Genomic DNA, 12,263 nt, shown 5'->3' with positions numbered 1-12,263 from the left:
TTACCGCTTTTGTGTACAGTAATAAGTTTTTTAATCAAATTATTTTTTACCAATTATTGGGTACTATTTATCATGACTTTCCAACAAATCATTCTAACTCTTCAAAACTACTGGGCAGAAAAAGGCTGTGTAATCTTACAGCCTTATGATATGGAAATGGGTGCAGGGACTTTTCACACCGCCACCTTTTTGCGTGCATTAACTCCCGAAAAATGGAACGCTGCCTATGTTCAGCCTTCTCGCCGCCCCACCGATGGTCGTTATGGCGAAAATCCCAACCGCCTACAACATTACTATCAGTTTCAAGTCATTCTAAAACCCAATCCTGCCAATATTCAAGAGCTGTATTTAGGTTCGTTAAAGGCTTTGGGGATTGACACCCTTACTCACGATGTGCGTTTTGTAGAAGACAACTGGGAATCACCAACTTTAGGAGCATGGGGGCTAGGCTGGGAAGTGTGGCTAAATGGCATGGAAGTTACCCAGTTTACCTATTTTCAACAGGTGGGTGGCATTGAGTGCTTTCCTGTAACAGGCGAGATTACCTATGGACTTGAACGCCTTGCCATGTACATTCAAGGCGTAGATAGCGTCTATGATTTGGTATGGACAGACGGTGAATTTGGCAAGGTTACTTATGGCGATGTTTTTCATCAAAATGAAGTAGAGCAGTCCACTTATAACTTTGAATATGCCGATGTGGATAAATTGTTTGAACTGTTTGATTTTTATGAAAAAGAAGCTGACCGCTTGGTGGGTGTCAACTTACCACTGCCTGCCTATGAGATGGTGTTAAAGGCAAGCCACAGTTTTAACCTGCTTGACGCTCGTGGGGCAATATCGGTTACCGAACGCCAAAGATTTATTCTAAGAGTACGCACACTGGCTCGTAAAGTAGCAGAAAGCTACACGATAGCTCGTGCCAAATTGGGCTTTCCACTTGCCGATGAAGAGCATAGAAAGGAAGCATTGGAGAAGTGGTTGCCAACGGAAAATAACGAATGAGTATGTAAAAGGAAAAACGATGAGTACCGCATCCTTTGACAAACAATTTATTGTGCGTGATGAACAAGCGATTGAACAGTTTTTGCATGACTTACAAAATGCCAAGCCAAGACCTATGCCGTCTGTTAGAAAAGAACAACTAAGCGTTGATAAATTTTTGTAAATTTTAGAAAAACGCTTAGCAAATAAATCACAATAAACCCAATTTGTCAGATATAAGTAAAAAAGGTCAAACAATGAACACAATCTTATTTGAACTTGGCTGTGAAGAATTACCGCCAAAATCCCTAAAAAACCTAGAAGCCGCCTTGAAAGCAAGCCTTGAAAAATCGCTTGCAGATACTCAAATTGCCTTTGATGGCATCAAAAGTTATGCTAGTCCACGCCGTTTGGCGGTGCAGATTTTTAATATAGGGGAGGTTACTCCTGACAAAACCGAAATCAAAAAAGGACCGGCACTCAAATCCGCTTTTGATGAGACAGGCGAGCTAACAAAAGCAGGTCAAGGCTTTTTACAAGGGCTTAATGCAAATGGTCTAAACCTTAGCAAGGATGATTTAATCACCTTATCTGACAAAAAAGGCGAATACATCGGCTACGAGCTGACAGTCAAAGGCGAAAGAATAGATGAGTTATTACCACGCCTTATCCAAAAAGCCTTAGATGATTTACCGATTGCCAAGCGGATGCGAAGCGGTGCTGATAAGCACGAGTTTGTACGACCTGTCAAATGGGTGGTGCTGATGCGTGATGATGTGGTGATTGACGCCACCATTCAAGGGTTAAAAACAGACAACAAAACCTGCGGACACCGCTTTCATGCTCCTGATTTTGTGGAGATTGCTCGTGCTGATGAATACGAAAGCGTACTTGAAGCTGGCTATGTCATCGCTGATTTTGCCAAACGCCAAGACAAGATTAGCAAGCAAGTTGCCCGCCTTGCCGATGAAGTGGGGGCGGATGCCATCGTGCCTAGCGACCTATTGGATGAAGTAACCGCCCTTGTGGATTACCCTGTGGCATTACGAGCGACTTTCCCAGAGCGATTCTTGGCAGTACCGCAAGAGGCTTTGATTAGCACCATGCAAGCTGACCAAAAATATTTTTGCCTAACCAAAGATGGTAAATTACAGCCTTATTTTATCTTTATTAGTAATATTGACAGCAAAGATAAATCTGCGGTAATTTTGGGCAATGAAAAAGTCGTCCGACCACGCTTATCAGATGCTGAGTTTTTCTTTTTGCAAGACCAAAAGCAACCCCTATTTGCATTATCCGACAACCTAAAAACTCGTGTCTTTCAAGAAAAACTTGGCACAATTTGGGAAAAGTGCGAACGCATTGCCAAGCTATCTGCCTTTATCGCCACACAAATCGGTGCTAATGTGGATAATGCTACTCGTGCAGCTCTTTTGTCAAAATGCGATTTGGCAAGCACACTCGTTGGCGAATTTCCAGAATTACAAGGCATTGCAGGCACTTATTACGCCCGCATTAGTGGTGAGCCTAGCGATGTGGCAGATGCGATTGGCGAGCAGTACCTGCCTAAGTTTGCAGGCGATGAGCTACCAAAAACCAGCATTGGTTTATGCTTAGCACTTGCCGACCGCTTAGATACATTGGTGGGGATTTTTGGCATCAATCAAGCACCAACAGGCTCAAAAGATCCGTTTAGTCTTCGCCGTGCTAGCATCGGCGTGCTTAGAATTTTGATTGAAAAGAAATTACCGCTGAATTTGACCAAATTAATTGAACAAACAATTTTGGGTTATGATGGCAAATTAGATAATGCAACAAAAACCCTGACCGATGTCATGGAGTTTATCCAAGCTCGCTATCGTCCAATGTACGAAGACAAAGGCGTAACGGTGGATACGATTTTGGCGGTGCAGGCGATTAATCCGCATATACCCCTTGATTTTGATGAACGCATTTGGGCGGTAGAGAACTTTAAGAACGAGCCGTCTGCCAAAACTTTGGCACAAAATAACAAGCGAGTGGGCAATATTTTGGCAAAAGCTGATGGTGAGATTAAGGCGGATATTGACGACAGTTTACTATGCGAACCTGCCGAAAAGACATTGTTTATCGCCCTTACCAATGCCCAAAATGCGTGCCAACCCCTATTAGGCAAGGCTGATTACCAAGGTATTTTAAAAACTTTGGTGAGTCTTGATGTGCCACTCACTGAATTTTTTGATACGGTGATGGTCAATGCTGATGATACGGCACTAAAAAACAACCGCCTTGCCTTGTTAAAGCAAGTGCGTGAACTGTTTTTGAGTGTGGCGGATGTGGGTGAGCTTGCCGTCTAATAACACTCACCACATAAAAAAGCCCTACTTGATAACAGGGCTTTTTTATGGTGTATTTTAAGAAAGTTTTTTGACGGAAAAACCAAGTTCGGTCATTTGCGATTCTTGCTCAAGCGGTGCAAGACTTGCTTTTGTGCATGGTTTATCTTTTAGATAAATGCGAGCCACTCGTTTTAAGTCATCGATACCGACTGATAAAATCTTAGCACGCAAGCTCTGCTGATAATCCTTATCTCTGCCGTGTAATATGGCAAAACAGGATTTGACCGCCTCGCCTGCTGGTGAACCTGGCTTATCCATACCTGCAATAATGCCCAAAATCGCCTCCTCTAGTTGCTCATTTTGATGCTCATTGTCAAGTAACCAGTCAATGCTATTGGTAAAATGCTCAAAAGTTGCTGCACAGTTTGGGTCTCTATAACTAAAGAACTTAAAGGCAGCGGCATTGCCATCAAAGGTCGCTCCACCGCCATACGCACCACCTTTCTCACGAATGGCAGTATGCAGATATCCATTACGCAAAAACAACGCCAACACCATAAGTGCGGCCGCATCAGGACCATCTGAAGTGGTGGCAGCATAGGCAGCGGCATTGTGGTAAACATTGGTTGAAATAAGCCAAGCAATGTCCTCATCATCACCCTGCTTAGCAATATCCGCCAGCTCATCAAAAATAATCGGTGCTAAAGTGGGCATAGCATCCAATGGCTTGGTATGAAGCGTACTTACTATCTTGCCTTTTAAAACATCGGAAGCTTCAGCTTCACAGACCAAAATCACATCTTTAGGCAAGGCGATGATGCGTGCGTGCAAGGCTGCCAATCGTGCCGATAAAATTGACCATTTTTCATCACCGCTTTCTGCTAAAAACGCCTTTAATACAGACAATGCAGGTAGCCCAGAGTAAGCATATTCAATCTTGGCAAGCTGACTCATGTTGCGACTGGCGGTTTGCATCGCATAGGCATGACCCGCTCCAGTCAAGCGAGATTGCCAACTGGTCTGTTTTTGTTGTAGTAATTCACGAATGCGATCTGATTCACCAAAAATCGTCTCATCGAGCACCTGACTGACCAAATCAATCGCCTCAAGTTTTCGGTTCAATGCTCGGGTTGCCACCACAAAATAACTACTCATCTTGTCTTTGTCTGCCACATCGGTACGCTGACTGATGCGTGCTGTTACGCCTGACGAATGGGCTGCTTGCACTGCCTGAAATGCTCTGGCATCATATTGAGTTATACCCACTTCTGATAGCAAGGTTAGATAAATTGGCAATAATGGATCGCCCAAAATCTCATCAGCATACCCACCAAGCTCTGACACCACTTGATAATAATAAAGCCCATTCGTACCTGCATGATATTCATACAAAGTACGCATTTCACCATCTAAAGCAATGGGTTGCTTATTAGCATGAACAAATGCGATATCACTTGGCACATCTGATAAATCTACTTTTGGCAACAAATCAACATCATCCGCCATCGCTTGGCGAGCTTGTAAGTCCATCATGCGTTGGCGAATATCTGTCTTATCTTCATCAGTTAATGACCGATCAAGTGCATCTATTGTCGCCTGCTCTTTATCAATGAGTGCTTGTGCCTTATCCTTGTCAGGTGATAAAGTCAAACGCACTCGGTGAGGGTTGTCAATTAAGTGTTTTTGGATGAGTGATGGCATAAAACTTGGGTCTGTCGCCTGTTGTCTTAACCAGTTTAGATGCTCGTCAATCTGCCAAACATCTAAAGGATCGCCATCATGCACCACTGTGCTAAACGCCTCAAGCATGAGTGTTAGCCCATAAGGCATACTATCGCCACCAATGTGTCGTTGGTCCAGCTCTATTTGATGTAGCACCGTTTCGATTGTCTCAAGATTCACACCATCTGCGACCACCTGCTGTAGCAGACCTAAGATGCCCGCCTCCACATCATCAGCATAATCAACATCCGAACCACGCACCCCTGCATAAAACACCATCTCATAATGACTGTCATCCAATCCTAGCAGTGGGCTAGGAGCGGTTGCATGGGCATAACTTTCTAGGTAGGCACGCAGCGGCGAGCCTGAATGCTCAACAAGCACCCCTTCCATTAGACGCATTGCCAAGCGTTCTTTTGGATCTTTGATACTAGGAAGTAGCCAAGACAGCACATGATGGGTTTTTTGTCCGCCATTATCATCAGCGGTATAAGTATCAAAAACTCTTACTGGCTCATCTAGTCGCTGTTCAAGCACAGAAGCGAATTTTTTGCCAATCTTAGGGCGACTGACATCATCAAATCGCACCAGTACATTCTTTTGTAGATGCTCTTGGATTTGGACTGCCTCAATGTTACCAAAGCTCATCACAATGGCATTTGATGGGTGATAATGCGCCTGATGAAATTTTAACAAATCCTCATGGGTTAGCTTGATGATATGCTCTGGATCGCCACCTGAATTATAATGATAGGTAGTTGTTGGGAATAGATGCGGTGTCAAAGCGTAGTATAATTGATCAATCTCACCACTCATCGCTCCTTTCATCTCATTAAAAACAATGCCGTGGTACTCAGGCTTTCCGTCATCATTGATCTCAACACGAATACCCTCTTGGGCAAAATCCAGTTCATGAATATTTGGAAAAAAACACGCATCAGCATAGACGGACAATAGATTAAAAAAATCATTCTTGTTCTGTGTCGCAAAAGGGTAAACCGTCCAATCTGCCGCCGTCATCGCATTCATAAAAGTCTGCAATGAACGCTTAATCATGCTAAAAAATGGATCTCTGACAGGATATTTTTCACTACCGCATAAAACCACATGCTCCAAGATATGGGCTTCGCCACGAGAAGTCATTGGTTGGGTAGCAAAGCCAATCATCAAAGCATTTTCATCATTTTGACAAGCAAGATGAAAATGCACCAGCCCTGTCTCTTTATGGCGATAATGCTCAACATCAATATCTAAGGCTTCGATTTTTGTGGTGCCAAGCCATTCAAAGGCTGGGCTTGGGTGTTGTTTAGGGGTATTGTCGGATTTGGTGGTTATCATGATTAATTCCTTGCTTTTATTATCTTAAGTTGCTTAAAAAATTGGTTACCAATTTACTGGTGAAACGATAAAAATAGCAGTAAAAAGCCATAGTTTAGCATAATTTAACCCAAAAAATGAATGCTTGCATGGTCTTATTGATATACATTTAAACATTCCAATCTTTGAATCATGAATAAAAACGCAATTAAAAAAATCGCAAGTCTAAAACCTGCGATTTTTTTTAATTAACTGCTTTTGGTATGACTGGTTGTGTCTAGGTTAGTCATCAAATTTACTTGAGATGACTTTGCCTGACTTAGCATCAACTTTGACATCATACTCACCTTGTGCAGTTATTATCTCTACATCAAAATGAGCACCGTACATTCTGTCATGGTCAAATTCAACTTGCTTAACAGCAGTGCCTTGAACATGAGCTTTGGCAATCTCGCCTGCTTTGGCGTGTGAGATATATTGAGCTTTATTTTGTTGATAGATGCGTCTGTCTTCATCAGCTGATGCAGTCGCAGTAAACGACATGGCAAATACTGATAATGCTAAGGTTGATATGATACGCTTCATCATCAAACTCTCCTTAAGACTAAGATTAACTTAAAAATTTATGCAGTTACAATAACAGCTTCACCCATCAAAGTCCATTATTTTTTCTTGTTATCTTGATTATATTAATAATTTGTTTTATTTATGCAATACTTCAAATACTTTTTTTACCCAATCTTGATAAATTCTCATAAAAAATTAACCCAATCTAAAAAATATCAAATGACACTCTGCATTGATTTTACTCCATCAATAAACCTGATCAAACAGCACCTGTCTTAACTCAGCATCACTTGTGCGATACAAATCAGCCCGCCTAACAACATAAAACAAAATACCAAGTAGCACCCATAGCACCAGCATATATCGTGATGGCAGGCTAAGAGCACCAGCTGAGTTCGGCAATAGCAACAATAATAAAAACCCTACCGAGATGACCATGCCTAAGATACCAATAATCCTTTGTGCATTGCTCTTTTGTTGAACGCTCATACCAAATACCGCCCCATCACGACCCAATTTATAAGCACAGGCACAAGTATAAAAAAAGGTAACAGCAATACCAACGCTGGTCATATCCACAATCCAAAGCAGTGCCGCACGACCAAACCAAGGACTAATCAGGCAGACTGCCATGACAACATAAAACGCATAAGATGGCGTGCCGTATATGGAGTGAAGTCGCCCAAGTGATGCAGGTAGCATCTGACTGCGACTTAAGGTCAAGATAACACGACTTGCCGCCACATAAAAACCATTCAAACCCGTCAAAACACCCATGCTAACCGACAAAACCATCAGCACCAAACCAAACCTACCCATCACCGATGAGATGGCATGACCTATCTCCCATGAACTACCAGCAAATGACGCCATCTGCCCACCTAAGGCGAATGCCGCCGACAAGATAACCGCCACATACAAAAAACTGGCACTGACAATACTGCCAACAAGCAGTCTCATGATTTTGTTTGCAGAAAAACGAAACTCGCCTGCCAGTTGTGGAATGCCATCAAAACCCACATACGCCCACGGTGCAAAAGCAACAATCGCCCCCACTGCCGACCAAAACCCCACACCATCAGGTGGTAGTAGCGGTAGTCGTTCTTGATGTGTAACATAATGGATACCAGTACCAAACAGCACAGTTGCCACCGCCAAAAGCATCAGCACGACCGCCAAGACCTGCACCCGTCCAGAGATAGCGGTATTTTTTATATTCAAGTAAGCAAATCCCACCAAAAACAGTGATGCCACCAAGACTTCAGGAGCATAGACAGTCCAACCTGAAATTTCATATAACGCACCTTGCATCATCATATCAGGAATAACAAGTCTTAATACCAAAGTAACCGCTGACGCATTCAGGGCGATGATACCCATATAGCCAAGCATGAGTGCCCATCCTGCAATAAAGCCATGCACTCTCCCAAAAGTCGCTAAAGCAAAAGCAATGCCACCGCCTGTTACAGGCAAAGACCTAGTGGCATAACCATAGTTGATGGCAATCACACCAACAAGCAGTGTCCCAATCACAAAGCCTGCAACAACCGCAATCAGTCCTGATGATAAAAGCCATTCGTAAGGCAGTACAAAAGCACCCCAACCAACCGCAGAGCCTACCGCCATGGCATAGACCCAACTGGCTTTAAATCCTTGATTTGATGTTTTATGAGATTGACCAGAACCACTCATCGCTTATCCTTAGTGCATTATCACAGATTTTTTAGCTGATAACATGGTTAGTTAATCACATAGTAAGGCTCATCGCCATTGATGGTAGCACGGTGCATGATACGATGGGCATCACCATAATCAAACAATGCCTTATGCTGCGTACAACGGTTATCCCAAATAGCAACATCGCCTTCTTGCCATTGCCAACGCAGATGAAACTCTTCTTTGACAGCGTGCTGTGTTAAAAAATCTAACAGCTCCTTACCCTCTTCTTCTGGCAAATCGTTAATCTTGGCGGTAAAACCCTCGCTCACAAACAAAATTGGCTTGCCTGTGTCAGGGTGGGTACGCACCACAGGATGTACCACCGGTGGGTTGTTATGATAAATCTCCTCTAAACGGACTTTTTCTGCTTCACTCACACCACCAAAACGCTCTTTTGGAAATGACAGGCGAATATCGTGTAGTGCGGTCAAGCCTTTGATTTTTTCCTGGATATCACCGCTTAGTGCTTCAAATGCTGCCGTTGCACTTGCCCATAGGGTATCACCACCTGATGGTGGGATTTTGACCGCTCTTAGTACACAGCCTAGTGGTGGCGTCTTACTAAAAGTAACATCAGTATGCCAAAGCTCATTGTCTTTTAGGTCGGTCTGATGGCTGTCTAGCACGATGACTTCAGGCACATTTGGCACAGTTGGAAAGACTGGATGAATATGTAAACTACCAAATGATTTGGCAAGATTGACTTGTGCGTCAGTTGTCAAATCCTGATTGCGAAAGAAAATTACCTGATGATCCAACAAAGCCTGCTTAATCTGAGCAAGTGCTTCATCGGTTAGCTCGTTTAAATTCACGCCCTCGATGATGGCACCGATGGTTTGTTTGATAGGCTTGATGATCAGAATCTGTGCTGTCATATGAAATCCTTGAAAATAACAACCAAAAAACTAACAAATAATGAAAAATATATAATCATAAGAAATGATTGACTCAATTATATTAGTGATAAATCATCAAAATTTAAAACACCAAAAAAGAATTAGTTAAGTAATTATCCGCATAAGTATGGCAAAATCATTCAAGTAGTCAAAAATTCATTTTTAATAGAATTTAGCTGACGGTGGTCAGGTTTTTTGTTATACTAAAATTGTACTAATAAGATAATCCTTTCATTAACGATAAATCATTCACCTTGAGCATCTGCTCATCAACCACAGGAGAGTCGTAATGTATCAACATGTTTTACTGGTAACGGATTTAAGAGATGATACAGACTTGGTTGCTACCAAGGCAAAATGGATTTTGGACGCATCGCCAAACGCCCAACTGTCTGTACTGCACATTGTCGAAGAGACCATGTTTGGCTTTGGCTATGAGCTGATACCGGCATCGGCACTGCACGAAGAGATTGATAATAAACGCTGTCAAGAAGCACGCTTCCGCCTTGCCCAAGTGCTAGCCAGAAACAGCCTTCACGCCCATAATGTTAAAATAAAAACCGCCATCTCAGGACGCAAAGGCATCGTGGATTACTGTAAAAATAACGCCATTGACCTTGTGGTCATCGGTCGCCATAAACGCACAGGGCTATCGGCATGGTTGGCAGGAGCGACTGCTGATAGCATCTTGCCTGATGTTGATAGCGACTTGCTTGTCGTACAGTTGGCCACTGAGTAAGTTTTTCATCTTTTATTCAGATTAAAGATGAAAAACTATCATGCACACAACCCCTTGATGATGAGTGCATTGGGCGTGATTGCCCTATTTTATTGACTGTCTTATCATTTTTACACTAAACTTAGGAACATCATGTTTGATATTGTTGCCATAGGTAATGCCCTAGTGGATACCGAATTTAAAATCAGTAACGAAACCCTAACCGCCACCACCTTAACTCGTGGCAATATGACACTTGCCGAATCAGACACCCAAAACACTCTATTTGCCACACTCACTCAAGCAGGCGACCACCCTGCCAAACAAGCAGGCGGTGGATCGGCCGCCAACAGCATGGTGGCATTTGCCTCTTTAGGTGGTCGTGCATTTTATAACTGCCGAGTGGGTGGCGATGACATGGGCGATTTTTATTTATCCGACCTTGAGCAATCAGGCGTTACCACCGATGCCAGTGTTGCCATCGATACCAACGGCACAACAGGCTCGTGCGTGGTACTGGTTACACCAGATGGCGAACGCACCATGCAGACACATCTAGGCGCAAGCAGTCAGATTAACAAGACAAATATCAATCCCAACGCCCTACAAGGGGCAAAGTGGCTTTACTTAGAAGGCTATCTTGCCATGTCGCCATCCATCACGGACGGTATCGCAAGCCTACGCCAGCAAGCAAAAGAGCAGGGTGTCAAAGTGGCCGTCAGTTTTGCCGACCCTGCAGTGGTCAAATTCGCCAAAGATGGGTTAGATGGCATGCTTTTAGGCGGTGTTGATGCCATCTTTTGCAACAGCGAAGAAGCCATACTCTACACAGGTGCAACTAGCCAAGAGACAGCCATTCAAGCTTTAGGCAAATTTGCCGATTTGGTAGTCATTACCAATGGCAACAAACCAACGCTCATCGCCCAATCTGGCAACATACTTAGCGTACCATCACTATCAATCGATAGCCCCATTGATACCAATGGTGCAGGCGATAACTATGCGGGAGCTTTCTTATACGCATTGACCAACGGTTATTCATTAGAACAATGTGGAAAACTTGCCACCCATGTTGCAGGTCGCATCGTCATGCAGTTCGGTCCTCGCCTATCTACCCAAGAGTACCAGTCCATTAAAGCCCAGATTTTAGGCTGATGACAAATATCACCAAAAAAAAATGACAAACTTTTGATTTTAGATGGCTTTTGATGAATATAAAAATGGGAGTAAGTACTTACTCCCATTCATCACTCTAAAGCGTTTGAATGATTGTAAATTATTTATAATACGCATTATCCAAGATGCTATGGTCGGTATCATCAACCACTTGGGTTAGCTCTGGGATTGATTGCTTTAGTTGCACTTCTACGCCCTGACGCAAGGTAACATCCACCGCTGAACAGCCTTGGCAGCCACCACCGAATTTCAGCACCGCTGTCAAGCCTGCTTCATCTTCAATCAAATCTACCAACTCTACCATACCGCCATGACTGGCAAGGTTTGGGTTAATCTCTGATTGTAGGACATAATTGATGCGCTCCTCAACACTGGCATCAGCACCGACTTGCGGTACTTTTGAATTTGGTGCACGGAAAGTTAACTGCCCGCCAAAGCGGTCTTTATTATAATCAATGACTGCATCATGTAGGTAAGGAATGCTTGGTGCGTCAATATGGGCAATGAATGCCTCAAACAAAATCTGCAAATCCGATTCATCAACCTCATCAGGCTGGCAATAACTCATACAGCATTCCGCACGAGGCGTACCAGGATACTCTACAAAGATGCGCACGCCAATGCCTTCAACTTCTTGTTTGGCAAGTAGCTCAGCAAGATAACCTTGTGCCGATGGCGTGATGATGATATTGCTACTTAATGGGGTATCTTGGGTGTCTTCTTGAATATCGCTCATGACTGTTCTCTGTATTGATATAAAAATGAGTTGATTGAGAAACCTAAAAAAGCTTAGACAAGTTGTCAATAATGATAATCTTGACCAAATCAGTCGGTTTATTGCCATTT

At 43.2% G+C, this 12,263-nt stretch carries 10 protein-coding genes; 5 read left to right on the top strand and 5 right to left on the bottom strand.

From position 1 onward, the window contains the following. Nucleotides 1-72: 72 nt before the first annotated feature. The 3 genes from glyQ (at nt 73) to glyS (ending at nt 3,320) form a co-directional block, all read left to right on the top strand. Entirely contained in the window at nt 73-1,005 is a 933-nt protein-coding gene (gene glyQ / locus L3D27_RS00745; RefSeq protein WP_284673807.1) for a glycine--tRNA ligase subunit alpha, read from the top strand. A 19-nt stretch (nt 1,006-1,024) separates the two neighbouring features. Continuing rightward, on the top strand, nt 1,025-1,168 hold the full coding sequence (locus L3D27_RS00740; RefSeq protein ID WP_284673806.1) for a hypothetical protein: 144 nt from the start codon (nt 1,025-1,027) through the stop codon (nt 1,166-1,168). A 73-nt stretch (nt 1,169-1,241) separates the two neighbouring features. After that, nucleotides 1,242-3,320 (top strand): glycine--tRNA ligase subunit beta, encoded by a 2,079-nt coding sequence (glyS, locus tag L3D27_RS00735; protein WP_432481287.1) that lies wholly within the window; start codon nt 1,242-1,244, stop codon nt 3,318-3,320. 57 nt (nt 3,321-3,377) lie between these two features. Here the strand turns inward: glyS and L3D27_RS00730 are convergent, their stop codons facing one another. The 4 genes from L3D27_RS00730 to tauD form a co-directional block, all read right to left on the bottom strand. Further along, on the bottom strand, nt 3,378-6,362 hold the full coding sequence (locus L3D27_RS00730) for an insulinase family protein (RefSeq protein WP_432481286.1): 2,985 nt from the start codon (nt 6,360-6,362) through the stop codon (nt 3,378-3,380). 261 nt (nt 6,363-6,623) lie between these two features. Then, on the bottom strand, nt 6,624-6,929 hold the full coding sequence (locus L3D27_RS00725) for a PepSY domain-containing protein (protein ID WP_432481285.1): 306 nt from the start codon (nt 6,927-6,929) through the stop codon (nt 6,624-6,626). Nucleotides 6,930-7,154: 225 nt separating this feature from the next. After that, on the bottom strand, nt 7,155-8,600 hold the full coding sequence (locus L3D27_RS00720; protein WP_432481284.1) for an APC family permease: 1,446 nt from the start codon (nt 8,598-8,600) through the stop codon (nt 7,155-7,157). Nucleotides 8,601-8,647: 47 nt separating this feature from the next. Continuing rightward, nucleotides 8,648-9,502 carry a taurine dioxygenase gene (gene tauD, locus L3D27_RS00715; RefSeq protein ID WP_432481283.1) on the bottom strand — a complete coding sequence of 285 codons (855 nt, stop codon included), beginning with the start codon at nt 9,500-9,502 and terminating at the stop codon, nt 8,648-8,650. Nucleotides 9,503-9,812: 310 nt separating this feature from the next. Here tauD and L3D27_RS00710 point away from each other — a divergent pair, with 310 nt between their 5' ends. Continuing rightward, nucleotides 9,813-10,262, top strand: a complete 450-nt coding sequence (locus L3D27_RS00710; protein WP_373628042.1) for a universal stress protein — start codon at nt 9,813-9,815, stop codon at nt 10,260-10,262. Between the two features lie 132 nt (nt 10,263-10,394). Beyond that, a complete protein-coding gene (locus tag L3D27_RS00705) occupies nt 10,395-11,396 on the top strand; it encodes an adenosine kinase (protein ID WP_432481282.1) in 1,002 nt (333 codons plus the stop codon). 121 nt (nt 11,397-11,517) lie between these two features. On the opposite strand, the gene nfuA is transcribed toward L3D27_RS00705, so the two are convergent. Further along, nucleotides 11,518-12,153, bottom strand: coding sequence for a Fe-S biogenesis protein NfuA (gene nfuA, locus L3D27_RS00700; protein WP_284673798.1), 636 nt, complete (start codon nt 12,151-12,153; stop codon nt 11,518-11,520). Nucleotides 12,154-12,263 lie beyond the last annotated feature (110 nt).

The sequence above is a fragment of the Moraxella sp. ZY200743 genome (assembly GCF_050885545.1).
GTDB lineage: Bacteria > Pseudomonadota > Gammaproteobacteria > Pseudomonadales > Moraxellaceae > Moraxella > Moraxella haemolytica.
Note: the sequence above shows the minus strand (reverse complement) of the source record. Positions and strands in the feature narration are given on the sequence as shown.

Coding starts and splice junctions, on each gene's coding strand:
- glyQ (WP_284673807.1), top strand. CDS start 73: ATGACTTTCCAACAAATCATTCTAACTCTTCAAAACTACTGGGCAGAA.
- L3D27_RS00740 (WP_284673806.1), top strand. CDS start 1,025: ATGAGTACCGCATCCTTTGACAAACAATTTATTGTGCGTGATGAACAA.
- glyS (WP_432481287.1), top strand. CDS start 1,242: ATGAACACAATCTTATTTGAACTTGGCTGTGAAGAATTACCGCCAAAA.
- L3D27_RS00730 (WP_432481286.1), bottom strand. CDS start 6,362: ATGATAACCACCAAATCCGACAATACCCCTAAACAACACCCAAGCCCA.
- L3D27_RS00725 (WP_432481285.1), bottom strand. CDS start 6,929: ATGATGAAGCGTATCATATCAACCTTAGCATTATCAGTATTTGCCATG.
- L3D27_RS00720 (WP_432481284.1), bottom strand. CDS start 8,600: ATGAGTGGTTCTGGTCAATCTCATAAAACATCAAATCAAGGATTTAAA.
- tauD (WP_432481283.1), bottom strand. CDS start 9,502: ATGACAGCACAGATTCTGATCATCAAGCCTATCAAACAAACCATCGGT.
- L3D27_RS00710 (WP_373628042.1), top strand. CDS start 9,813: ATGTATCAACATGTTTTACTGGTAACGGATTTAAGAGATGATACAGAC.
- L3D27_RS00705 (WP_432481282.1), top strand. CDS start 10,395: ATGTTTGATATTGTTGCCATAGGTAATGCCCTAGTGGATACCGAATTT.
- nfuA (WP_284673798.1), bottom strand. CDS start 12,153: ATGAGCGATATTCAAGAAGACACCCAAGATACCCCATTAAGTAGCAAT.